29 protein-coding genes and 1 tRNA gene are annotated in these 20,622 nt (G+C 58.7%); 12 read left to right on the top strand and 18 right to left on the bottom strand.

Translation table 11 applies throughout. The features are described from left to right. Window positions 1-12: 12 nt before the first annotated feature. The 3 genes from bamE to ACWHTU_RS01980 are packed head-to-tail and all read right to left on the bottom strand — an operon-like array spanning window position 13 to window position 1,610. A complete protein-coding gene (gene bamE / locus ACWHTU_RS01990) occupies window positions 13-429 on the bottom strand; it encodes an outer membrane protein assembly factor BamE domain-containing protein (protein WP_447861246.1) in 417 nt (138 codons plus the stop codon). A 39-nt stretch (window positions 430-468) separates the two neighbouring features. Beyond that, complete coding sequence (locus ACWHTU_RS01985) at window positions 469-990, bottom strand: GNAT family N-acetyltransferase (RefSeq protein ID WP_447861245.1); 522 nt, start codon at window positions 988-990, stop codon at window positions 469-471. After that, entirely contained in the window at window positions 987-1,610 is a 624-nt protein-coding gene (locus ACWHTU_RS01980; protein WP_447861244.1) for a DUF502 domain-containing protein, read from the bottom strand. Before ACWHTU_RS01980 ends, ACWHTU_RS01985 begins: the two co-directional genes overlap by 4 nt. 181 nt (window positions 1,611-1,791) lie before the next feature. On the opposite strand from ACWHTU_RS01980, the gene ACWHTU_RS01975 reads away from it, so the two are divergent. Beyond that, window positions 1,792-2,076: a Trm112 family protein gene (locus tag ACWHTU_RS01975; RefSeq protein ID WP_447861243.1), complete on the top strand. Its 285-nt coding sequence runs from the start codon at window positions 1,792-1,794 to the stop codon at window positions 2,074-2,076. A gap of 165 nt (window positions 2,077-2,241) precedes the next feature. Here ACWHTU_RS01975 and ACWHTU_RS01970 read toward each other — a convergent pair whose 3' ends face one another. The 12 genes from ACWHTU_RS01970 to ACWHTU_RS01915 all read right to left on the bottom strand — a co-directional run bounded on the left by ACWHTU_RS01970 (window position 2,242) and on the right by ACWHTU_RS01915 (window position 8,709). Beyond that, on the bottom strand, window positions 2,242-2,457 hold the full coding sequence (locus ACWHTU_RS01970) for a hypothetical protein (protein WP_447861242.1): 216 nt from the start codon (window positions 2,455-2,457) through the stop codon (window positions 2,242-2,244). Between the two features lie 151 nt (window positions 2,458-2,608). Beyond that, window positions 2,609-2,842 (bottom strand): hypothetical protein, encoded by a 234-nt coding sequence (locus ACWHTU_RS01965; protein ID WP_447861241.1) that lies wholly within the window; start codon window positions 2,840-2,842, stop codon window positions 2,609-2,611. Window positions 2,843-3,070: 228 nt separating this feature from the next. Further along, the gene (locus ACWHTU_RS01960) at window positions 3,071-3,439 is read right to left on the bottom strand and encodes a hypothetical protein (RefSeq protein ID WP_447861240.1); all 369 of its coding nucleotides are present in this window, start codon (window positions 3,437-3,439) and stop codon (window positions 3,071-3,073) included. A 71-nt stretch (window positions 3,440-3,510) separates the two neighbouring features. Beyond that, the gene (locus ACWHTU_RS01955; RefSeq protein ID WP_447861239.1) at window positions 3,511-3,837 is read right to left on the bottom strand and encodes a hypothetical protein; all 327 of its coding nucleotides are present in this window, start codon (window positions 3,835-3,837) and stop codon (window positions 3,511-3,513) included. A 285-nt stretch (window positions 3,838-4,122) separates the two neighbouring features. Then, window positions 4,123-4,458, bottom strand: a complete 336-nt coding sequence (locus ACWHTU_RS01950) for a hypothetical protein (RefSeq protein ID WP_447861238.1) — start codon at window positions 4,456-4,458, stop codon at window positions 4,123-4,125. Between the two features lie 32 nt (window positions 4,459-4,490). After that, window positions 4,491-4,567: transfer RNA gene (locus tag ACWHTU_RS01945), tRNA-Arg, on the bottom strand. 161 nt (window positions 4,568-4,728) lie between these two features. After that, window positions 4,729-5,040, bottom strand: a complete 312-nt coding sequence (locus ACWHTU_RS01940) for an RNA recognition motif domain-containing protein (protein WP_447861237.1) — start codon at window positions 5,038-5,040, stop codon at window positions 4,729-4,731. A gap of 252 nt (window positions 5,041-5,292) precedes the next feature. Beyond that, a complete protein-coding gene (locus ACWHTU_RS01935; protein ID WP_447861236.1) occupies window positions 5,293-5,793 on the bottom strand; it encodes a shikimate kinase in 501 nt (166 codons plus the stop codon). Beyond that, complete coding sequence (locus ACWHTU_RS01930) at window positions 5,790-6,644, bottom strand: shikimate dehydrogenase (RefSeq protein WP_447861235.1); 855 nt, start codon at window positions 6,642-6,644, stop codon at window positions 5,790-5,792. The genes ACWHTU_RS01935 and ACWHTU_RS01930 overlap by 4 nt, the downstream gene beginning before the upstream one ends. Before the next feature lie 71 nt (window positions 6,645-6,715). Further along, window positions 6,716-7,054: a hypothetical protein gene (locus ACWHTU_RS01925; protein ID WP_447861234.1), complete on the bottom strand. Its 339-nt coding sequence runs from the start codon at window positions 7,052-7,054 to the stop codon at window positions 6,716-6,718. A gap of 24 nt (window positions 7,055-7,078) precedes the next feature. Then, on the bottom strand, window positions 7,079-7,834 hold the full coding sequence (locus ACWHTU_RS01920) for an SDR family NAD(P)-dependent oxidoreductase (protein ID WP_447861233.1): 756 nt from the start codon (window positions 7,832-7,834) through the stop codon (window positions 7,079-7,081). Continuing rightward, window positions 7,831-8,709 (bottom strand): tRNA (adenine-N1)-methyltransferase, encoded by an 879-nt coding sequence (locus tag ACWHTU_RS01915; RefSeq protein ID WP_447861232.1) that lies wholly within the window; start codon window positions 8,707-8,709, stop codon window positions 7,831-7,833. The genes ACWHTU_RS01920 and ACWHTU_RS01915 overlap by 4 nt, the downstream gene beginning before the upstream one ends. Window positions 8,710-8,882: 173 nt before the next feature. On the opposite strand from ACWHTU_RS01915, the gene ACWHTU_RS01910 reads away from it, so the two are divergent. The 8 genes from ACWHTU_RS01910 to ACWHTU_RS01875 all read left to right on the top strand — a co-directional run bounded on the left by ACWHTU_RS01910 (window position 8,883) and on the right by ACWHTU_RS01875 (window position 16,649). Continuing rightward, window positions 8,883-10,232 (top strand): NfeD family protein, encoded by a 1,350-nt coding sequence (locus ACWHTU_RS01910; protein WP_447861231.1) that lies wholly within the window; start codon window positions 8,883-8,885, stop codon window positions 10,230-10,232. Window position 10,233: 1 nt separating this feature from the next. Next, window positions 10,234-11,004 carry a slipin family protein gene (locus ACWHTU_RS01905; RefSeq protein WP_447861230.1) on the top strand — a complete coding sequence of 257 codons (771 nt, stop codon included), beginning with the start codon at window positions 10,234-10,236 and terminating at the stop codon, window positions 11,002-11,004. A 279-nt stretch (window positions 11,005-11,283) separates the two neighbouring features. Then, entirely contained in the window at window positions 11,284-12,549 is a 1,266-nt protein-coding gene (locus ACWHTU_RS01900; RefSeq protein ID WP_447861229.1) for a sigma-70 family RNA polymerase sigma factor, read from the top strand. Between the two features lie 136 nt (window positions 12,550-12,685). Next, window positions 12,686-13,732 carry a S1C family serine protease gene (locus tag ACWHTU_RS01895; protein WP_447861228.1) on the top strand — a complete coding sequence of 349 codons (1,047 nt, stop codon included), beginning with the start codon at window positions 12,686-12,688 and terminating at the stop codon, window positions 13,730-13,732. 64 nt (window positions 13,733-13,796) lie between these two features. Next, window positions 13,797-14,522: a lipoyl(octanoyl) transferase LipB gene (gene lipB, locus ACWHTU_RS01890; RefSeq protein ID WP_447861227.1), complete on the top strand. Its 726-nt coding sequence runs from the start codon at window positions 13,797-13,799 to the stop codon at window positions 14,520-14,522. A gap of 41 nt (window positions 14,523-14,563) precedes the next feature. After that, the gene (locus ACWHTU_RS01885) at window positions 14,564-15,853 is read left to right on the top strand and encodes a Glu/Leu/Phe/Val family dehydrogenase (protein WP_447861226.1); all 1,290 of its coding nucleotides are present in this window, start codon (window positions 14,564-14,566) and stop codon (window positions 15,851-15,853) included. A gap of 72 nt (window positions 15,854-15,925) precedes the next feature. Further along, complete coding sequence (locus ACWHTU_RS01880) at window positions 15,926-16,315, top strand: hypothetical protein (protein WP_447861225.1); 390 nt, start codon at window positions 15,926-15,928, stop codon at window positions 16,313-16,315. Between the two features lie 40 nt (window positions 16,316-16,355). Continuing rightward, the gene (locus ACWHTU_RS01875) at window positions 16,356-16,649 is read left to right on the top strand and encodes a hypothetical protein (RefSeq protein ID WP_447861224.1); all 294 of its coding nucleotides are present in this window, start codon (window positions 16,356-16,358) and stop codon (window positions 16,647-16,649) included. Between the two features lie 56 nt (window positions 16,650-16,705). Here the strand turns inward: ACWHTU_RS01875 and ACWHTU_RS01870 are convergent, their stop codons facing one another. After that, a complete protein-coding gene (locus tag ACWHTU_RS01870) occupies window positions 16,706-17,104 on the bottom strand; it encodes a group I truncated hemoglobin (protein ID WP_447861223.1) in 399 nt (132 codons plus the stop codon). 253 nt (window positions 17,105-17,357) lie between these two features. Here ACWHTU_RS01870 and ACWHTU_RS01865 point away from each other — a divergent pair, with 253 nt between their 5' ends. The 3 genes from ACWHTU_RS01865 to ACWHTU_RS01855 all read left to right on the top strand — a co-directional run bounded on the left by ACWHTU_RS01865 (window position 17,358) and on the right by ACWHTU_RS01855 (window position 19,452). Then, entirely contained in the window at window positions 17,358-18,299 is a 942-nt protein-coding gene (locus tag ACWHTU_RS01865) for a LysR substrate-binding domain-containing protein (RefSeq protein WP_447861222.1), read from the top strand. Window positions 18,300-18,460: 161 nt separating this feature from the next. Beyond that, the gene (locus ACWHTU_RS01860; protein ID WP_447861221.1) at window positions 18,461-18,991 is read left to right on the top strand and encodes a hypothetical protein; all 531 of its coding nucleotides are present in this window, start codon (window positions 18,461-18,463) and stop codon (window positions 18,989-18,991) included. Between the two features lie 41 nt (window positions 18,992-19,032). Next, window positions 19,033-19,452 carry a hypothetical protein gene (locus ACWHTU_RS01855; RefSeq protein ID WP_447861220.1) on the top strand — a complete coding sequence of 140 codons (420 nt, stop codon included), beginning with the start codon at window positions 19,033-19,035 and terminating at the stop codon, window positions 19,450-19,452. 2 nt (window positions 19,453-19,454) lie between these two features. Here the strand turns inward: ACWHTU_RS01855 and ACWHTU_RS01850 are convergent, their stop codons facing one another. After that, window positions 19,455-20,408: a D-alanyl-D-alanine carboxypeptidase family protein gene (locus ACWHTU_RS01850; protein ID WP_447861219.1), complete on the bottom strand. Its 954-nt coding sequence runs from the start codon at window positions 20,406-20,408 to the stop codon at window positions 19,455-19,457. Window positions 20,409-20,427: 19 nt separating this feature from the next. Further along, window positions 20,428-20,589: a hypothetical protein gene (locus tag ACWHTU_RS01845; RefSeq protein WP_447861218.1), complete on the bottom strand. Its 162-nt coding sequence runs from the start codon at window positions 20,587-20,589 to the stop codon at window positions 20,428-20,430. Window positions 20,590-20,622: the final 33 nt, after the last annotated feature.

Genomic DNA, 20,622 nt, shown 5'->3' with positions numbered 1-20,622 from the left:
CCCGTCTTCTTTTTACTCGCCAAACGGCCAGAACTGAAACTTCAGCCGATCGGTGCGCTTGCCGAACACTATGTCTTCAACCACCCCGTCTCGATTGAACAGGATGTAGAGGTCGTCGCTCTTGATATTGACCCGCGAAAAGTTCACCAGCAGGAGCAAAAGGCTCCCCGACTTGAGATCGTAACGGTAATACTGGAAGATGTCGTGACCGTTGGCTTGCACGATTCGGTCGGGCGCTCCCAGGACCATGACGACTTCGGATCGGGTCGTGATCCCCTTTTTGATCTTTTCCACATCCTCCGGCTTGAACTCGTCGCCCAGATTGCCCCTGCTGAAGGCGCAGCCGCTCGCAACGAGCAGGCACACGCCGACCCACAGGCATGTTTTCTGGAGCGTGATGCCGCTGACCATTGGTCGTCGAGTGTACATGGAACCTGCCTCCTCTGCCGAACTTCCCCGCAAAGTCTGTTACGACGCAGGAGTCGCTTGAACCCTCTTGGGAAGCACAAAATCCTCCTCGAACACAGCATAGGCGGTGCGCGACAGACCGACTCGTTCGTACACGGTTTGCGCCACGCGATTGCCGCTGTCGACGTAGAGACGAACGCCACACACATCGCGGCGCGCGCGGGCCTGACTGATGATCGCTTCGTGCATGCGCCGGTAGACGCCCATTCGGCGCCATGCGGGATCGACATAGACACTCTGAATCCACCAAAACTGCGCGTTCCGCCAGTCGCTCCATTCGTAGGTCACGAGGAGTTGGCCGACGATCACCGGCGGAGCCACTTCCGGGCATACTTCGGCCACGCTGAAAAAGCCTCGTTCCGGCTCCTGCAGGACGGCCAGTGTGCCCTGTCGCACCCGCTCCCGGTCCAAGACCCGGCCTTCGGTTTCGAGCGCCATCGCTGCACTGAACGAGGCGATGATGTCCGCGTCTTCCACCCGAGCGCGTCGAACGATCAGCCGATCAAGCCGCGGCGTGGTCATGCGCTTGCCCCTGGATCGGCCAGCCAGCCCCGTTTCGGTTTGTAGAAGCCGGCCGAAAATTCCATCTTCATGGCGTCCTCGGGCGGCAGATTGATCGGACGGACGTGCTGGCGCGGGACAAAGGCCAGATATCCGGTGAACGGATGGATCGCCGTCGGCACGAACACCATCAGCAGTTCGGTCCCCGAGACCACTTGCAGCGGCCCGGGCGCCGATCCCATGACGAACCCCAATGCCCAGAGCCCGTCGCGCGGGAAGGGAAAGGCCACCACGGTGCTAAGGCCGAAGCGGGATCGGAAGTTGAACAGGTCCGTCATGCCCTTGAGCGTTACATACACGCTGCGGACGAACGGGATGCGCGCCAGCCAGTCTTCGGCGCGCTGAAACAACCGCTGTCCCAGGACATGGGTTGCGATCACACCGCTGAGCAGAATCAGCGCAAACAACGTCAGCACGCCCAATCCGGGCACATCGCTTGCGATGCGGGTGCCCAGAAGATCCACGATCAGATCGTCAAGCGCCGCGAACAGCGTAGAGAGAATCAGGAACGTGGCCCAGGCCGGGACTAACAACAGCAAGCCGGTCAGCCAGTGGCGCCACCATCTGCGGTCTCTGCTCATGAGACTGCTCCGGTATAAACACCTCAGTGTAGCAGATTTCACCCGACCGGATGAAACATCAAGAAGCAGGAGTCGGTCAATATCTTGATCTTTGCAAGAGTGTTGCACTATGCTTTGCTCTGCGCTTCGGTCCTGGGACGGGATGCCGGCTTATCTCACCTCGGAGGAGGCAAGTACAAGCATGCGAGAGGCAACAGGCAAAGGCGTTAACATCGCTCCGGATCTGCTGGCCATCCTCTGCTGTCCGGAAACCAAACAGGAAGTCAGCCTGGCCGACGAGATTCTGGTCGAGAAGCTGAACGCTGCCATCGAGAGGGGAGCGCTGAAGAATAAGGCCCAAAAGCCGGTAACTGAAAAGTTGGACGGCGGCTTAGTGCGGGCCGACCGAAAGATCGTCTATCCCGTCCGGGATGATATTCCAGTGATGCTGATCGAAGAAGGGATTCCGCTCGACCAACTCGCCTGACCTTACTCGCTTCTCTCCCTGCATCAAGTTTCTCCCGCCCTTGCCACGTTGTTGCGCGCGGCTTTCCCGGAAATCTTCGAACTGCACAGGCAGGTTCGCAACAGCAGGGACCCGGTGAACAGCGAAGGGGATATCAAGACGCTCGAGAATCGGCTGAACCAGGAGTCACGGCCGGAAGAGTTCTACCTCAACGTGCTGGTTATCGGTTTTCGTCCCAGTCGATGTGCCGCATTGGGCACAGAGATACTCGTACAGGTTTCCGGCCGGCAACACCAGCAGCAGGCGTTGCCGTGTCGGAGTGGCCTGGCGGCATTGAGGACAGTAGAGCAACGAAGCTTGAAAGGAACCGTATTGGTCGGTCGGGCCGGTTGCGGGTGTCATACCGTACGGTGTTCCTGCCCATTCGGCTGGAGTGACAGACCGGTCAGACCAAGCTTTCTTCTGCCCACTCGGCATGGTTGAATCTTTTTTGAAGAGTAGAGAAGCGCCGATTCAAGGTCAATAGGCGGTGCTCCTCGCGCTGTCTGACACTTTACTGGGCTGACCACGGCGGCGGACTCTTGCCCATGGTCGCCCGGCGGCCTCGATAAAACCACCAGACGGAACGGCCAAGCTGAACGACGACATACACGGCAAGACCGATGAGCAGCCCGTAGAACCCGGCATTGCTCCGTGGCCAGCGTTCCGGCGCATGCAGTACCACACCCACCGCAATATGTCCCCCAAGACCGAGACAAATCGCGAAGACGATCCATTCTCGCGCCATGGGATTCCTGGCCAAAAAGCCTGAACCCATACCTTAGAAGTTGATGCCCCCCGCTGTACCGCGGCGAAGACGAACCCAGGCGGCGTTGCCCCATCCGTCCGTCCCTGCCCGGACTCGCGCCCATGGCTTTCCCCAGGTGGAACCTTTGATCGGCCAGCGCGGAGACACGCCTACCATGAGCGCACCACATAAGGCGCGGTCGGGAAGCCGCGGGCACGTTGTCGAAGGTTACACCGAACTCTTGGCGGATTCGATCTCAGTCGCGGTAATGAGGCTGGACAGATAATCTGCCACGAAGATGAGCGCCTCCTCACGTCCGTCCGCCCGTCGGCCCTTCTCGCGGCGCTGCACCGACAGTTCATGATCCAAGTCGGATTTAACGTCGGTCAACACCCGCTGTAGGGAAGAGGGCGTCAGGTTGGCGTCCATGTCCTCGAGTTCCTGGCACCGGTCAAGAACCCAGTTCAGGCCTTCGATCCGGCCCGCATAGTGTTCCTGTTCGGCGGTGTCAATTCTCGCCATGGTGGTGGCAAATGTCTGCGCCTCATACACCAGGTTGTAAAAGCTGGTTACAGCTCGTTGCAGCGTTGGATTCATACTTCTCCTCGTTTCAGACTCTGATTCATTATACATGAGAACCGACCGGGGACAAGCGGTATTTTGCGCGGTTAGGTGAACAGCAAGGAATGGAATTCGTTCATAAAACCATAGTAGAGCGGAGCGAAATCCTTGAGGCTCTCGGGGCTGGTTTCCTTCAGGCGTTTGAAAAAAAAGACTTGGTACCGAGGATCCAACTGTTCCAACAGCTTCCCCAACTGGGCCATGGTGTAACTACCGGCCGGAACACTAAGGACATAATGCACCAGCCGCTCGACGAACTGTTGCGCCACATATTCGCTCGTGATCAGGTCGTCGGGGAGCTTTCCGGTGGCTAGAAACTCATCGAACGGGACGGCCTGTGCCGCAAAGGGCACAGACGGTCGAGACTGGGTCACTCTGAGTTCCTCCGAAGCGACAACCAAGTCATGCGGCTCGGTCCATCACTGTACTGAAGCCCCTCCGTCATCGTCAAGCCTTCCACTGAAGCCTTCAATAATTGAAGGTGGGTCGCATGGCGATTCAGCGCGTAGCAGAAGCGTTCATAAGGTATAAACACACCCCGGTATCTTTCCAGCCCACTCGTTCCTTAATTCTCAGGGCTTCGGAGTGTACGAGCGATTCGAACTCTCCTGAACAGCGTGCCGTGCAAGGGGTTGGACAGCTCAGGCCGGAACGGAACATCACATCGGAAGGGGAAATCTGTCCGCATACGCGCCCGATAGAGGCCGTTCAGGGCCGATCACCGCTTCGCAGGCATAGCCTGGATCGAACGGCCAGAGAAGTGTTTGACCGGACCATGAACCCTTGACATGAATATAACGGAAGGTCACCCCCAAACGGGCGGCTTCCGCCCGCATGGTCTCAATGCAACCGCGGTAAGTATAGGCACGCTTGATCAGCAGGATCGGCAGACCGGTCTGACTGTGGAAGACGGTGTACTGATCGCTGCACGCGCTCAGAAACAGCGCGAAGCCGAGAAGGAGTCGTCCAATGGTGGGGAGGGCAGTGCGAGCCACCAAAAACACTCTCCGGTTCTTGTGCTTGCGGATGGTGCGCCCGGCAGGACTTGAACCTGCGACCTGCGGGTTCGAAGCCCGACGCTCTATCCAACTGAGCTACGGGCGCACGAAACGCGAGTGAATCACTTGGACTTAACCTTGTCAAGACCGCAGTGTTTCGCAGCGCCGCGTGCGCGATCGGCGCCCGACAATCAAAAGGGCCGCCGTTGCCGGCGGCCCTTTTTGATTCGATTCTCTTTCAGCTTGCACCCGGTCAGAGCCGACCCCCTACCAGCGATCTCGGTCTCCTCCTCCACCGCCGCTGGGATTGCCACCACCGTAAGGCCGCTTCTCCTGCGGTCTGGCTTCGTTGACGACGAGCGTCCGACCGCCCAATTGACTCCCATTGAGTGCCGCAATGGCCTTCTGTGCCTCTTCCGGCGTGGACATTTCCACGAACCCGAAGCCTCGGGACTGTCCGGTGTATCGATCCGTGATCACTTTCGCGGATTGGACGGTTCCATGCTGGGAGAACAACTCCGCCAGCTGTTGCTCAGTCGTCGAGTAGGGTAGACTTCCAACATACAATTTGTTCCCCATAGCGACCTCCGTCACTGCTGTTGATATTGTCTTGGGAAGAAATGGAGGAGGGAGGGAGAGACTTCCTGGCGCTAATGCAACTGCACCGTCCACTCACTCGCGCTGTCCGGCCAACTTCCTCACGCAAGGCAACATCGAATCAGGGCCACTCCGCTTCGCTCTCCATCACTCGGCCCCGCAGCGATGAATTGCAAAAGAAAACATAGCACGGGCTCCTAAACAGATCAACACGGAGGGCCGCTCCCGGCGGGTTCACACCCTGGCCAGGATACTGGCGACCACCTCCTCGATCGTTCGTCCTTCCGTCGCAATAACGTGGTCTGCGGCGGCTTGATACTTTGGGAGGCGCTGTTGGAGCACCTCCTGAATTTCCTCAGTAAAGGACTTGGTACCGGTCAGGGAAGGGCGTTGGGTATCCCCGCCGATGCGTTGGGCGATCGTCGAGACTTCCGCGGTCAGCCAGAACAGCGTCCCGTTTTTTTTGAGAACATCCACGTTCTGCTGACGGAGGATCGCGCCTCCGCCGGTATCGATGATCAAGCCGTCTTTTTTACCCAAGTCCCGGCACACCTCCGACTCCAAATCTCGAAAATGTTCCCAGCCAAACTGTTGCACAATCTCGGGGATCGACAGCTTGGCCCGCTTGACAACCTCGGCGTCCGTCGAGACCAATTCGCGTCCCAGCTTGGCCGCCAGAATTTTGCCCACCGTACTCTTGCCGGTACCGCGATATCCGATCAGAACGATATTCATGCGAAGCGGGATACCAGCACGGCCCGCATCACGTCAGTGGGAGCTGGTCGGTTCGTCCAGAGTTCAAACTGCGCGGCGGCCTGGTTAAGAAACATCTCCAGGCCGCGAACGGTCTGACAGCCGGCGGCCGTAGCGTCCCTGAGCAGGCGCGTCTCCGGTGGGTTATACACGATGTCCATGACAGCCAGACGAGCATGGAGCAACTCGGCCGGAACACAGCTTTCCTCGCTCCGGGGGTGCATTCCGACCGGCGTGCAGTGGATCAGGACCTGCGCGTCCGGCAACAGGCGACGGAGGGTGTCTTCGCTCAGGGTCGCCTCATGAACACGGAGGGAAGTCTTGGCTTGGAGGTCGCTAACGAGGCCCCGTCGCTCGGCCTCGTCGATTGCCAGGATGAACAGTTCCGCCACGCCGGAGTCCGCCGCCAGCGCGAAAGCGATCGCGCGCGCGGCGCCGCCCGACCCCAGCATCGCCACCCGCCGTCCCTTCAGTTCGACACTGCCGTCCCGCAGAGCTCGCAGGGCTCCTGAAGCGTCTGTGTTGTAGCCGATCAGTTTTCCATCGTCCACCACTATGGTATTGATGGCCCCGATGTGCCGGGCCGTCGGCTCCACCTCGTCGAGGTACCGGATGACGGACACTTTGTGTGGGATGGTCACGCTGAAGCCGCGCACATTTCCCAGTGCTCGGATGCCTCGAATCGCGTCAGCGATGTTTTCCACCCGAAAGGCTAGGTACACGAAATTCAGGCCGAGCTTCTGAAAGGCCGCGTTATGAATGGCCGGGGACAAGGAGTGTTCCACCGGGTTTCCGATGACCCCGCAGAGTTTGGTCTGCGCGTTGATTTCCATTTTTTTGAGAGGGCTCGCGGCGGCTGGCCGTCAAGTTTGAGCTGGCCGCCAGCCGATTGCCAAACGCTCCATTATCTCTCTTTGACTATCACCTTCAGGGCGATGTAATGGCTTCCCGACACCTGATACGTCACAACGACCTGATCGCCTTTTTTCAGATCCCTGAGATCTTTGCGGCCTCGGCCTTCGAATGCAGTCTTGTCGTTGGCGACAAAGGTGAACCGCGTCCCGCCGTCCGCCTTCTTCACCGCAAATTTCCCCGCTTCTGGATCAACCGACAGAACGGTGCCGGAAAAGTCGATCCCGCCGCGGCCCCAAGCCGGGATCGTCACCGTCGTGACGGCGATCACGATCCACAGGGCACAGATACGCCATGCGGTCACGGCCTCGCCTTTCCTTCGCGGTCGCATTGATGCGCTCTCCGTACCAAAATATCAATGCGCGGTCATGCCGCCGTCGATCGTGAATGTGCCGCCGGTAACCCAGGAAGCATCGTCGGACGCGAGATAGAGCACCAGCTTTGCCACTTCTTCGGGTTTGCCGGGACGCGCGATAAGGTACTGTCTCAACACCTCGGTCGTTCGTGCCGGATCGCTCAACAGACTTTCGGCCATCGGCGTCTCAATGAGGCCGGGATTCACCACGTTGCAGCGAATCCCTTGCGCGGCGTAATCAACAGCGATCGCGCGGGTGAGGGCATCCAGCGCTCCCTTGGAGGCCGCATACGCGGGGAGCATGGGAAGCCCGACCAGGCTGGCGACCGAAGAAATGTTGATGATCGCTCCGCCGCCGGCTTTCAGCATTTCAGGGATCGCCGCCCGGGTCATGCGGAACACGCCGGTGACGTTGACGTCGAGCATCCGCTGCCAGGTGGCGTCGTCCATCTCGTGAATCTTCTTTCCGAAGTCCCCGATGCCGGCGTTGTTGACCAGAATGTCCAGCCGGCCGAATGTCCGGACCGTTTGCGCGACCGCTTCCCGTGCGTGGGTTTCATCGGTCACCGATCCGGCCACGGCCAGTGCCCGGCCGCCCCTTTGCCCGATCTCGCCGATCACCCGCTCCAATCGATCCTTACGTCGGCCTGTGATGGTGACTGCTGCGCCTTCCTGGGCGAACAGCGTCGCGATCGCTTCGCCGATACCGGCGTTGCCGCCCGTGATCAACGCCACCTTGCCGTGCAGCCTGCTCATCGAGTTTCCTCGTCTTCGTCGGTATAGTCGGCCCCGCTCCGGCCGTTGAGTTCCTCGGCAGTTCCGCCCAGTCGATTCATCCACAGCCCCGGCTCGACCTTGCGCGCGACCGTGATGAACCCCGAATGGGCCACCATCCGATGATCCGGACGGACGCTCCGCCCTTGCACAGACCAAGTTCGCAGCAACGTTTCAAAAGTTTGGACCAAACCGAAGACACCGGATCGCTCCAATGCCTCGATGGTCTGCATGACCTGCGGCACGGTCGGAACGAAACTCAGGTAGATGCCCCCCGAACGCAAGACCTTCGCGGCGTGGGGGACAACCCGCCAGGGTTCCGGAAGATCGAGCACGACCCGATCGAAGAGGCCCCCCCCGGCTGGGACCTCGATACCTTCGTACGCATCGGCTCTGGCAATGGTAAGATTGGGGGTCGCGCCCAGATACCGTTCGATGTTTCCGGCGGCGGTGCGAGCGAAGTCCTCACGAGCTTCGTAACTCACCACCGATCCGCGCGGGCCGACGGCTCGCAACAGCGCCATTGTCAACGCGCCGGAGCCGGTTCCGGCTTCGAAGACCTTTGCGCCAGGATAGATGTCGGCCCACATCGCGATAATTGCCAGGTCCTTGGGATAAATCACCTGGGCGCCACGCGGCATCTTCAAGACGTATTCGGCAAGCGTGGGACGCAGGGCGATCATGCGCGTGCCTCGGGATAGCGTGACAAGACTGCCGTCCGGCCTCCCGATCAGAATGTCGTGCGAGATCGTCTCGCCGCTGTGCTGAAAGATGGCCCCTGCCTTCAGCGTCAGCGCATAGTGCCGACCCTTCTTGTCAACGAGATGGATGCGCTCGCCGTCTTGCAACCGTGCCATGGCGGGCTCATTGTAGGAGACTGGTCGGGGCTTTGCAACCGAACGGCGGCGGTTCCTTGACAGGGTATCGGGTGGACCGTATGATCCAGGTACATTCCTGCGCATTTCTCATTCCTAATCGAATGTTGAGGAACACCATCACTCCTTTTCCGTGCCATGCGAGGGACCTCTCGATGAACGGTTCGAGACGCCGTCCCGCAATGTTTTTCACCGCCGGTCGATCGTTGCGCCTGCTCGCCCAAGCGACGGCAAGTCTGGGTCTGTTGGTTGCGCTCTCGGCCGAAGCTGGAGCCTCCTCGACGGTCGCCCTGGCGACCTACGAGGGCGTGATCAATCCGGTCGCCGCCGAATACGTGCACGACGCCATCGCCTTCGCGCAGGCGCAGAGTGCCTCCGCGCTGATCCTCCGCTTGGACACGCCGGGCGGACTCGACACGTCCATGCGCGTCATCATCAAGGACTTCACCGGCTCACCGATCCCGATCATCGTCTATGTGGCTCCGTCCGGCGGCCGCGCGGCTTCGGCCGGCGTCTTCATCACGATGGCGGCGCATATCGCGGCGATGGCACCCGGCACGAACATCGGGGCCGCCCATCCGGTCGCGATGGGCGGTGGTGAAATGGACAAGACGATGAAGGAGAAAGTCGAGAACGATTCGGTGGCTTACATCAAGTCCATCGCTGAGCAGCGCGGCCGCAATGTGTCATGGGCGGAGGAGGCGGTGCGCAAGAGCGTGTCGGTCACCGAAAAAGAAGCGGTGAAGCTCAAGATCGTCGACCTCATCGCGGACGACGTACCGACTCTGCTCAAGGCCGTGGACGGCCGATCGGTGAACCTTGGACGCGGAGCCGTCGTTCTGCGGACGAAGGACGCGGCGGTGGTCGAGTTTCCGATGGGATGGCGCCTGGAAATGCTCAAGGCCCTCAGCGATCCTAACATCGCCTATCTGTTGATGACCATCGGCACCATCGGCCTCTTGGCCGAACTTTACAATCCAGGTGCGATCCTGCCTGGGATTGTCGGCGCGATCAGCCTGATCCTGGCGTTTTATTCCTTCCAATCCTTGCCGGTGAACTATGCCGGCGTCCTACTGATCCTGCTGGGCATCGTGTTTTTCATTCTGGAAGCGACCGTCACCAGCTTCGGCTTGCTGGCCATCGGCGGCGTGATCTCCATGATTCTCGGGTCCCTCATGCTGATGAAGGCCGAAGCCCCGTTTCTCCAGATCTCCTGGGCCGTCATTCTTCCTGTTGTTGGCATGGCAGCCTTGTTTACAATATTCATCGTCGGCATGGGAGTAAGGGCTATGAGACGGCAACCGCTGACCGGCCGTGAGGGGATGATCGGGTTGATCGGGGTGGCCAAGACGGCGCTGGATCCGAAGGGACAGCTCACCATACACGGGGAGCTGTGGGAAGCCATCAGCGAGCAGCCGCTTAAGCCAGGCGATCAGGCCGAAGTCACACGCGTGGAGGGTTTGAAACTGTACGTCAAACCGGTCAGCCCAAAGAAAGAGGCATGAGATGAACCTGCTCTTCAGTCCGTTCGCGCTGTTGGTGCTCGCAGTGATCCTGGTATTGATGGGCTTCAATGTCCTGCGGGAGTACGAGCGGGCGGTGATTTTTCGCTGGGGGCGCTTGGCGCGAGGGATTGTGGGCGGCAATGGTCCTGGAGTTGTCATCATTATTCCCTTCATCGATAAGTTGGTCCGCGTAAGCCTCCGGACCGTGGCGATGGATGTCCCCCCGCAAGACGTGATCACCAGAGATAACGTCACGGTCAAAGTGAACGCGGTGATCTACTTTCGCGTCGTGGAACCTCAGCGGGCCATCGTCGAGGTGGAGGATTATCTGTATGCTACCTCCATGATGGCCCAAACGACGCTCCGCAGCGTGCTCGGGCAAAGTCAGTTGGATGACTTATTGGCCAAACGAGAAGAGATCAACGCAGAACTCCAGAGGATTATTGACCAGCAGACCGAGCCGTGGGGGGTGAAGGTCACCGCCGTCGAAGTCAAGAACGTGGATTTGCCCCAGGAAATGCAACGGGCAATCGCCCGCCAAGCCGAGGCCGAGCGCGAGCGACGTGCCAAGGTGATCCACGCCGAAGGCGAATTTCAGGCAGCCCAGCGGTTGGCCGAGGCCGCTAACGTGATCAGCCAGAACCCAGCAGCCCTCCAGCTCCGCTATCTCCAAACGCTGGTTGAGGTGGGTGCCGAGAAGAACTCGACCACAATCTTCCCCATTCCTATTGACATTTTGGCTCCTTTCATTAGACGATTAGAAAAAGGGTAATTTTTAAAAAAAATCAATGCCTTGACAAATTTAATCGATTAACAGCCGTTCTCTTTCCCCATTCTGATTCCCTGCTTGTTAGGCCCACCCATCCAATGCGCCCCTCCTCTCGTAATTTTAAAAAGAGGAAGGTGGATCTGGGAACGGAAGGGACGGTTTAGACGAATCCTTTCCATCCTCCTGTGCTCTAAAAATGTAAAACGCACGAATGGTTACTCTGTTTGGACATTTGTTTTACACAATCCGCCTCGCAGCGTATATGGAACTCCTAGGTGACCTATGAAGGACGAACGAGATGAAATAGTTTTCGAGGATGATCGGCCCGCTCCTGCAGCTCCGAATTTGGAGCTCGAAACGGACGATTCAGAAGCCAGCGACCTGTTGGACCTGATTGAGCAGGACACGGGTGTCGCGGCGAAAGCTCCTGAAGTTTCCGAGGATGCCGAATCGAACGCCCCGCTCGAAGGGCCGATGGTGTTGGAGTCTCTGTACTTCCGTTCATTCGGCGAGCGGCCGCTGCTGACCCGTGAAGAAGAGATTGCGCTTGCAAAACGGATCGATCAGGGGACCAGAGCTGTTCGGGCAGCCCTCCGTGCCGCCGTGAAGGTAGCCTCCCAAATGCGCAAGGTGGAAAAGGTCGTGCAAGCGACGCGCACGTTGCAGGTTGTGCGTCGGTTGAGCGGTCTCTCCGCGACCGCACTTGACCGGGCCGAAGCGAGCTTGGCAATCCTGTGCGAGCAGTCCAAGGGTCCGGGCAAACGGGCGGCAACGCACCTGCAGCGCTTGAACGCCATCCGGTTGCAGGTACGCGAAGGGCGGGCCGTCCTCGAAAGCGCAAAAGACGAACTGGTGCGCTGCAACTTGCGCCTTGTCGTTGACGTGGCCAAGCATTATACGGGTCGCGGGTTAAGCCTCCTGGATTTGGTGCAGGAAGGCAACATCGGCCTCATGAAGGCGGCCGAACGATATGAATACCGGAAAGGGTTTAAGTTCAGCACGTACGCCACCTGGTGGATCAGGCAAGGGATCACCAGAGCCCTGGCGGACCAATCGCGCACGATTCGGATTCCGGTCCACCAGACCGAAGCCTCGAATCGCATGCTGCGGGTGTCGAGACGGCTCATTCAGCAGTTGGGCCGTGCGCCTCGGATCGAAGAGCTGGCTCAGACGCTTGGCGTGCGTCCAGATAAACTCCACGAGACGATCCAAGCATTCCAAGAACCCATCGCCCTGGAGTCCCCGGTGGGAGATGGCGAGACCCAGTTCGGCGAGCTGTTGCCCGATCTGCAAGCGGTGCCTCCTGATGCCCATGTTCATCGGACGGAGTTGTCCCGCGAATTGGACCGGATCCTCAGCACCCTGACGCCTAGAGAACAAACCGTCATCCGGTTGCGCTTCGGGATCGGTCAAGATGAACCTCGGACATTGGAACAGGTTGGCCAGAGTCTTTCTGTCACCCGCGAGCGTATCCGGCAGATCGAGGCCAAGGCGTTAAAGAAACTCAAGACGCCGGAGATCAAACAAATGTTCGCGGCGATTCGCTAACGGACACGATTGGGAACGACCGAAAAGCGGGCGAGGCGGGAACCTCGCCCGCTTTGTTTCACGCCAGGTCTGCTTTCGACTTCGCGCGAGTTATGAGAAAATAAAAATCGGCTTTCCTGCGCGGACGAGGCTGAAGATGGCCGCGAGAGCTCCAAGTCTTCTGTGCATGGCGTGGTGTGTCGGCCTCATCGCGGCGACATCCGTTCCAGTCCTGGCGCAGCAAGGAGCGGACCAGCCGAACACGAAAAAAACTCTTTCCGTTCCGGCCGTCGTAGCAAAGGTGCGGCCTTCGGTCGTCACGATTCTCACCCGTGGGGTCCCGCAGAACCTCCCGCAACATTCCACCGCCTCCGGCTCGGGTTCGGGTATTATCATCGATGCCGGCGGATATATCCTGACCAACAACCATTTGGTCGAAGGAGTCAAAAGTCTTGTGGTCGGATTAGCGAACGGGCGACTCACACCAGGCCGTGTCGTGGCGCGAGATTTTTTGCTGGATCTGGCAGTGATTAAAATCGCCGCTACGGATCTGGTCCCGGCGCAGTTAAGCCAATCCTTGTCCCTGGAGATCGGCGAGACGGTGGTGGCGATAGGCAATCCCCTGGCCTTGAAAGGGGGGTCATCGGTCACCGTTGGTGTGGTCAGTGCCCTAGACCGATCGGTATTGGCACCCAACGGCGAGACGCTCTACGACCTGATCCAAACCGATGCAGCGATCAATCCGGGTAACAGCGGCGGCCCCTTGGTTGACCTCTCCGGCCAAGTCGTCGGGATCAATGTCGCGGTTGCGCCTTCGGCACAAGCCATTAGCTATGCGATTTCAATGGAAGCCGCTTACCCGCATATTCAGTCCATGCTGGTCCGCGGTTCTGTCTTTCGTCCGGATCTCGGATTTATCCCCGTCACAATTACACCCAGTATCGTGGCCAGCTTTAACCTGGACGTGGACCGAGGTATTCTGGCGGTGCAGGTTGATCCGTCCAAAGCTGGCGGCCAAGCCGGACTCCATTCAGGCGACGTGATTACCGCAGTGGACAATCATCAGATCTACAACATGGGCGATTTCTGGCACGTCTTCCTCCGTCGCGGCGAACGGGAACCGGCTCAACTGGCGGTTTATGGGAAAAACGGTCCGTTTGTCGCCACATTGCCGCGCGCGCCGTTTTTACAGGCAGCTCAGTGACGGACCTGATCTCTCTTTCCGCAGAGCCGATCCATACGGCTAGGGATCGCCATAGGCTACGACGATGAAACAGTCAGGTCTCCTCATCCAACACGACGTGGTCGCCTACGAAACGGCATGGGAACTCCAGAAGACGTTCGTCGAGGAACGGATGCAGGACCTCCGGCCCGATACGCTGCTCCTTCTGGAACATTCGCCGGTCTTCACGCTTGGGCGCAGCACCAAATCCGAACACTGGGGCGGCGATGAGATGTCCCTGCGCGCTCACGGTTGCTCCGTTTACCATGTCGAGCGGGGCGGATCGGTGACCTATCATGGACCTGGACAACTCGTCGGCTACCCCATCCTGCAGTTACATCGCTATTGCCCGGGACCCAGAGTCTATATCAGACTTCTGGAGGACGTCATCTTGAGAACCTTATCCGAATGGGGCATTCAAGGGCGGCGCATTGCGACGTTCCCCGGAGTCTGGGTCGGAGACCACCAGCCTGCAAAGATTGCATCCGTAGGTGTACGGATCATGCGAGGCGTGACCATGCACGGCTTTTCACTCAATGTCACGGTTGATACAACTCCGTTCGGCTGGATTGTGCCCTGCGGCATCGAGGGATGCGTCGTCACCTCGATGGCCGCGTGGCTCGGGCGTCCGGTCGACATGGCCGAAGTCAGGCAGCGGGTTGCGGCTATCTTCGCCGAAGTGTTTGATATCGAATGGGACCAGGTCCTCGCCGGCATCGATGCGCGGGCATCGCCAAGTCGGCGGGGCTCGGACTTGATCGAATCGCAGTGAGGTCGAGTAGCCTGAAGAGCGCTTAGCAAGGGAGGTTCCGGGTGAGCGAGACGGTACAGGTGACAAGGCCAACAACGAATGAGCTGGATACTCCGACCTACCGGTTAGCCGTTGCCCAGTTCGATCAGGCTGCCGAAGCCCTGAACCTGGACCCCAACCTACGGCAACGGCTGAAGCTGCCGCAACGCTCCTTAATCGTCAGCATTCCTGTCCGCATGGATAATGGATCCGTAGAAGTGTTTACCGGCTATCGCGTACAGCATGATTCCTCGCGCGGCCCCTCGAAGGGCGGGATTCGCTATCACCCCGACGTGAACCTCGGCGAAGTGGCGGCGTTGGCCATGTGGATGACCTGGAAATGTGCCTTGGCCGGTCTTCCCTACGGCGGCGCGAAGGGGGGCGTCAAAGTTGCTCCCAAAAAACTATCCCGTTCCGAATTACAAAGGCTGACCCGCCGTTATGCTGCGGAAATTTTCCCGTTGATCGGTCCCGACAAAGACGTGCCGGCCCCTGATGTCGGGACCGACGCCCAGGTGATGGCCTGGATTATGGACACGTACAGCCAACAGGTCGGTTACGCCGTGCAGGGCGTCGTGACGGGGAAACCGCTTTCGATCGGCGGTAGTCTGGGCCGCGAGGAAGCCACAGGTCGCGGCGTCGTGTACGTGACTATGGAGGCACTTCGCCATTTGAAGATGGATATTGAGAAGGCGACTGTCGCCATCCAAGGATTCGGCAATGTCGGTTCCAACACGGCGTTGATCATGCAGGAGGCTGGAGCAAAGGTCATAGCGGTGAGCGATGTTACGGGCGGCATCTACAACGCAAAAGGGCTGGATATCCCGGAGTTGCTCAGGCGCTATCGGACCAACGGGCAAACCCTTCGGGACACCAAGATGGGCGACTTTCTCACCAATGAAGAGCTTCTGCAGTTGAACTGTACGGTGCTGGTGCCGGCCGCGCTCTCCGAGCAGATCACCGAAAAAAACGCAGCCAACCTCCGCTGCCGCATTCTGGCGGAGGGGGCCAACGGGCCCACCACGCTGGAGGCCGATCGCATTCTCATCGACAAAGGTGTCTTTATTATTCCTGATATCCTGGCCAACTCGGGAGGGGTGATCGTGTCCTATTTCGAGTGGGTGCAGGACGCTCAACGGTTCTTCTGGAAGGCCAAGGATATTCAGGAACGTCTACACGAGATCATCACAAACGCGTTTCACCGCACATTGAGCTTTGCATCGGCGAAAAAGACCTCTATGCGGATGGCGGCCTTGATGAGCGGGATCGACAAGGTGGCCCAAGCGCATTTACAACGCGGACTTTATCCATAGTGGAGCGTGGCGTGAGAGGGGGATAAGCGAGAGGCTTTAACGGACACGTCTCACGCCCGCTAGGGCACCCAAATGAAATACATCTTAGCGGCGATCGCCGGAGTCTGGGCGGCAGATGGTCTCTCTCTGTTGCTTGCTCCCCGCCATGTTGTCACAAGGGTTCGGGAGGTGTTGGCCATTTCTCCTGCGGTTCTGCGGTGGGAAGCTCTGGCGACCTGTTTCGGAATCGTGCTGATCGTTTCGACGAAAGAACTGCGGTATCAGCCGCTCTGGGTCATCACCGGGATCGCCATGATCGCCAAAGGCCTGTTCCTCGCGACCGGCCCCGAACCTTGGCGACGCCGAATTTTGGAGTGGTGCCTCAGTCGGGAAGATATCGACTATCGATTCTGGGGCTTGGGCCTCTGTGCGTTGGCGCTTCTGCTGCTCAATGCATTGGGCTGGCTGGGAGACGCAGGTTGATAGAACGGGTGTCGGCCGGCAAGACGTGCGCGAGCTCTCCATGAAGCATGACGAAATCGCCGCCCTGTGGGAAGAGCACCGGTCAGCTCGGTGGCCTCGTTTGTCGAGTCCAAACGAGGGCGAGCTCATGACGTTGGATACGGTGATCAGTGGCTGCGTCGTCTATTATCTGGATACCGCGGAGGGACTGGATAAACCGCGGGTGAACATTCTTCGGGACTGCCTAGCGGATCTTAATGGGCTTCTTCCGGATCTCACCGAAGACGTCAGCCCTTATTTCGAGCGCCTCCGGCTGCTGGCCGAGTTGCTGCTTCGCCCCTATACGGCTGGTTGACCGCTCACCCTGCGGAAACGGGGCAGGATGTCCGACCCTGTCCCCGACCGCGATTCCTATGGCACTTCGACGATGTCTTTCTTCATCGGCCCGAGCAAGGCCAACAGCTCCTGTTGCTCCCGTTTCGGCACGTTGAATTTGTCCAGGGCGCCGACCAGATCTTCCACCAGCGCGTCGAAGTCGGCGTTAGTGATTTTCATGCCGGCATGGGCGGTTTTCATATCCCGCCCTGTATAGATGCAAGGCCCGCCGGCAGCCATACAGACTTGATCGACGAGATGGCGCTTGAGCTTTGGAATGTCGGTCGTGGCAAACCGTCCGTTGATCCGGGCGTCGGCCGCCACGTTCGCGACGAACTGATCCACCACGGCCGTAATGGCTTCCTTGCCCCCGAGCCGGTCATAAAGAGACTTGGCCGCTCTGGAACTCCCCGTTCCCTCTGCACATCCCGCCATCGCGACAACAATTCCGCTGACTAGAAGCCCTGCGTACCATGACTGTCTCCGCATCATTTTCCTCCCTAGATGAACGCCCAACGCCGCTCTGGCGGCCAGATCTCATTGGGGCTGACGAGTCCCCACCTTCTCCGCCAGCGCCAGTATCGAGCTGGTGATTCAATTTAATAAGCGATCCGGGAGCTATCAATCCAATATATGTTCATAATAAAATGAATAATTAAATCCTATACATGATTCAGACATCCTTTCCATGGAACTGAGACATCTGCGATATTTTTTAGCCGTCGCTGACGCCCAAAACTTTTCACGCGCCGCGGAAACCGTGCACGTCTCGCAGCCCTCCCTTTCGGTTCAGATCCGCGCTCTGGAAGAGGAGTTAGGAATCCGGCTCTTCGACCGCCTCGGACGGAAGGTCGTGCTGACACGGGCCGGAGAAATCTTTCGCGAGCACGCCGAACGGGTGATGAGGGAACTGGAGCAAGCATCGCAATCGGTCCAGGAGTTGCAGGGCGCGAGAAAAGGCCGACTGGTCGTTGGCTCGCTGTCTACTGTCAACTCCTATCTCATTCCTTTGCTCGTCGCTCGCTTCAAGCGCAGGTTCCCCGGCATCCATCTGCGGATCCAGGCACAACCGTCGTCTGACATTGTGGCTTCGTTGCTGGCCAATCGTCTGGATCTCGGGATTTGCCTGCTTCCTGTTGTTGACGATCGCTTGACGACAACGCCGTTGTTCGACGAACGGCTTGCGTTGGTCGCTCCCGCAAGCTTTCCCATTAGAAAAGCTCGCCTGCGGATGCGGGAATTGGCCGGCCTGCCACTTGTGCTGATGCCGGTGGATTACTGTTTGCGTAAAATGATCGAAGCCGAGTGCAGCAAGGTCGGTATTGAACCACAGGTCGTCCTCGAGATGACGTCGCCGGAAGGCATTCTTGAAGCGGTGGCGGAGGGGGCTGGCTTGACCATCTTGCCGGAACTCTACGTGCGCCTTCACCTTCGCAGACGGTGCCTTCGCACCGTCGACCTTATCGACCCGACACCGCGGCATTCGGTGGGGTTGGTCCATCCGACCAACCGATACCAGAGTCTTGCGGCGAGAGAGTTCGCCGGCCTTTGCCAATCGATCGTGAGAGAACTATTGTCCGCATCAAGGGAGGGAGCATCCCAACGGATCGGGTCGGTCACCAGTGGCTGAGAGAAGGATTCAGGGATCCCCACACGTGAGGAAGAGGTAAAATAGCTGCTTCTTGCAAGTCGTAGGACCGTTCGTTACAATGCGTTATCTGACTGAGTTTCCTTCCGTACAGATCAGCCCTACCTCCACAACGTGATCCGTAATGACTCGAGGAGGACCCGATGATTGAGAGACAGTGTGTGGTGCTGGGTTTGCTTGTCGGTTTCACTGTCGTGTGGAATCCGTCTGTTCTCCCAGCCGAGCCGTATGAGCTAAGCAAGAACGACGTGATGGATCCAAAAGCCGTCATCAGCACTGATATATCCCTATTCGGCGTCAAACTGGGTGATCCAGAAAGCAAAGCGGTGGACATTTTGGTCAACGAGAAGATACCTGGTGTCGTAGCCGAGCAGGAGGCGACGTTTATTCTCCTGCGCGATCAACGCAAACCGACCGGTCCCATGGCTGGCGTGCGGATACTGGACGGGAAAGTCGATCTCATTTTCATCAACAACCGCTTTGCCTACAAGACTCGGGGAATCCTCCGAAATGTCCTCAATAGTGAAAGCCCGGACGACATCCGGAAGTTGCTTGGCAAGGAAGACTACGGCGACGAAAACGTGATGGGAGCGGTTTTGAACTACGAGAAACAAGGGATCCTGGTGAATTATCTCGGGAAAGACGTCAACATCGAATTCACGCTTCCGCGATAACAGCTTGCTTCTCGAGACCCGGCAGCCCGTCGTACTGATTTATGTGGGCGGACATCATTCTGGCCAGTTTCTTTTTCGCTCAATTTCCATCCGCCGCTCAGGAAGGAGTACCGGTTTTTCCTGAGGAGAGGTCTCCGTTTGACGCGCGACTTGCCCTCCTCGACTTCCGCGAACCTACCACCATTCAAGGGCGGGTCCGCCTGATTGATGAGACCGAGCAGGCGGTGTGGCTTGATTGGGAAATGCGTCTGGACGTCTCCGTGCCGAACCGGAAGGAATGGCGGTCCATCGAAGGAGAGTTCCTATTACTTCTCTACGCGCTCGATTCAGAGCAGTTCGCCCGGCTTAAGCTCGTCGAGGCCGGGACCCGCCTGCTGCTCATTGTCCAGTCTGACGAAGACGGGCGCCGTCGCATTCTGGCTTACCAGGATGCAAGGCTGCCTCCGCGATTTCCGCTGTGATGTTACCGAAGCGTATCCGGTTCGCCGTCGAGCGCGTCGAGCCCAAAACGGATCAGACGCAACGCGGTCGTCCAACGGCGCTTGGCGTTGAGGAGCACGAGCAGGAGGTCTCTCCCGTCTTGAGAGACCTTCGCGACCAAGCATCGCCCGGCTTTGGAGGTGAACCCGGTCTTCACTCCCTCGACGCCGGGCACGGTTCCAAGGAGACGGTTAGTGTTTCGGAGTAGATAAGGCCGGCTTCCGTTAACGGGTGTGATGATCTCCCGTTCTGCTCGCACCAACTGCTTGAAGACAGGATGCCGGAGGGCGAACTCGCTCAGTTTGGCCAGGTCTTCAGCGGTCGAGTAGTGATCCGGTGCGTCGAATCCGCAACCGTTGCTGAAGTGCGTGTCGGTCAGGCCCAACGCGCTGGCCTTGGCGTTCATCAGCAGCACAAATTGTTCTTCATCCCCGCCGACATGCTCGACGGCCGCCAAGCAGGCGTCGTTGGCCGACACGATCAACATCGCCTTGAGTAAATCTTCCAGCCGAAACACCTGTCCGGCCTTCAGCCCCAAGCGAATCTTGTGAGCACGCGCCGCCCAAGGGCTGACGATGACTTGATCGTCCAAATTGCCGTATTCCAGGATGACCAGCGCCGACATGATTTTGGTCAAACTCGCCGGCGATAGACGCTTCGAAGCTTCGAATTCATACAGGGTGCGCCCGGTGTTGAGGTCCTTGAGCAGCACGCCATGCGCGGGAATCCGACGCCAGGGCAAGGGACGCGGCGCCTTCGTTTCCTGAGCGAACTGCGGCCGCTGTATGGACGCGGGAACCGCTTCGGCGGCGGCCGTCGAAACGGACTGGACCAACCACCACACAGCCAGCAATACGATCAGCCCGCTCGTTCTCACACCGCAAAGACGGTCGTCTTTTCCGCTTTCCTTAGTCACACAGCCCGTGGATAGGCGCATCGGCGATGATCAGCGAAAGCTACAGCGTGTAGTATTCCCGGACCTTGGATCCTCGGAATCCGCTCTCGAGGACTTTATGGAAAAACCGCAGCAGGTCGGCCAAATCGAGCCAAAAGCCGCAGTTCAAACAACGGGCGTACAGCCGGCGGTTGACGAGCGTGTAATGCCGCTCGATCATCATAAATCCGTTGCATTTCAAACAGTGCATGGACCT

It is taken from the genome of Nitrospira calida, assembly GCF_976986435.1.
Note: the sequence above shows the minus strand (reverse complement) of the source record. Positions and strands in the feature narration are given on the sequence as shown.

Bases quoted from the DNA above. Each gene is read 5' to 3' on its own strand.
- ACWHTU_RS01900 (WP_447861229.1), top strand. From the start codon at position 11,284: ATGAAGGACGAACGAGATGAAATAGTTTTCGAGGATGATCGGCCCGCT.
- ACWHTU_RS01865 (WP_447861222.1), top strand. From the start codon at position 17,358: ATGGAACTGAGACATCTGCGATATTTTTTAGCCGTCGCTGACGCCCAA.
- ACWHTU_RS01920 (WP_447861233.1), bottom strand. From the start codon at position 7,834: ATGAGCAGGCTGCACGGCAAGGTGGCGTTGATCACGGGCGGCAACGCC.
- ACWHTU_RS01845 (WP_447861218.1), bottom strand. From the start codon at position 20,589: ATGATGATCGAGCGGCATTACACGCTCGTCAACCGCCGGCTGTACGCC.
- ACWHTU_RS01875 (WP_447861224.1), top strand. From the start codon at position 16,356: ATGAAGCATGACGAAATCGCCGCCCTGTGGGAAGAGCACCGGTCAGCT.
- ACWHTU_RS01970 (WP_447861242.1), bottom strand. From the start codon at position 2,457: ATGACACCCGCAACCGGCCCGACCGACCAATACGGTTCCTTTCAAGCT.
- ACWHTU_RS01905 (WP_447861230.1), top strand. From the start codon at position 10,234: ATGAACCTGCTCTTCAGTCCGTTCGCGCTGTTGGTGCTCGCAGTGATC.
- ACWHTU_RS01855 (WP_447861220.1), top strand. From the start codon at position 19,033: ATGTGGGCGGACATCATTCTGGCCAGTTTCTTTTTCGCTCAATTTCCA.
- ACWHTU_RS01935 (WP_447861236.1), bottom strand. From the start codon at position 5,793: ATGAATATCGTTCTGATCGGATATCGCGGTACCGGCAAGAGTACGGTG.
- ACWHTU_RS01980 (WP_447861244.1), bottom strand. From the start codon at position 1,610: ATGAGCAGAGACCGCAGATGGTGGCGCCACTGGCTGACCGGCTTGCTG.
- ACWHTU_RS01860 (WP_447861221.1), top strand. From the start codon at position 18,461: ATGATTGAGAGACAGTGTGTGGTGCTGGGTTTGCTTGTCGGTTTCACT.
- ACWHTU_RS01895 (WP_447861228.1), top strand. From the start codon at position 12,686: ATGGCCGCGAGAGCTCCAAGTCTTCTGTGCATGGCGTGGTGTGTCGGC.
- ACWHTU_RS01870 (WP_447861223.1), bottom strand. From the start codon at position 17,104: ATGGCGGGATGTGCAGAGGGAACGGGGAGTTCCAGAGCGGCCAAGTCT.
- ACWHTU_RS01985 (WP_447861245.1), bottom strand. From the start codon at position 990: ATGACCACGCCGCGGCTTGATCGGCTGATCGTTCGACGCGCTCGGGTG.
- ACWHTU_RS01880 (WP_447861225.1), top strand. From the start codon at position 15,926: ATGAAATACATCTTAGCGGCGATCGCCGGAGTCTGGGCGGCAGATGGT.
- ACWHTU_RS01930 (WP_447861235.1), bottom strand. From the start codon at position 6,644: ATGGAAATCAACGCGCAGACCAAACTCTGCGGGGTCATCGGAAACCCG.
- ACWHTU_RS01960 (WP_447861240.1), bottom strand. From the start codon at position 3,439: ATGAATCCAACGCTGCAACGAGCTGTAACCAGCTTTTACAACCTGGTG.
- ACWHTU_RS01965 (WP_447861241.1), bottom strand. From the start codon at position 2,842: ATGGCGCGAGAATGGATCGTCTTCGCGATTTGTCTCGGTCTTGGGGGA.
- lipB (WP_447861227.1), top strand. From the start codon at position 13,797: ATGAAACAGTCAGGTCTCCTCATCCAACACGACGTGGTCGCCTACGAA.
- ACWHTU_RS01850 (WP_447861219.1), bottom strand. From the start codon at position 20,408: ATGCGCCTATCCACGGGCTGTGTGACTAAGGAAAGCGGAAAAGACGAC.
- ACWHTU_RS01915 (WP_447861232.1), bottom strand. From the start codon at position 8,709: ATGGCACGGTTGCAAGACGGCGAGCGCATCCATCTCGTTGACAAGAAG.
- ACWHTU_RS01925 (WP_447861234.1), bottom strand. From the start codon at position 7,054: ATGCGACCGCGAAGGAAAGGCGAGGCCGTGACCGCATGGCGTATCTGT.
- ACWHTU_RS01910 (WP_447861231.1), top strand. From the start codon at position 8,883: ATGAACGGTTCGAGACGCCGTCCCGCAATGTTTTTCACCGCCGGTCGA.
- bamE (WP_447861246.1), bottom strand. From the start codon at position 429: ATGTACACTCGACGACCAATGGTCAGCGGCATCACGCTCCAGAAAACA.
- ACWHTU_RS01940 (WP_447861237.1), bottom strand. From the start codon at position 5,040: ATGGGGAACAAATTGTATGTTGGAAGTCTACCCTACTCGACGACTGAG.
- ACWHTU_RS01975 (WP_447861243.1), top strand. From the start codon at position 1,792: ATGCGAGAGGCAACAGGCAAAGGCGTTAACATCGCTCCGGATCTGCTG.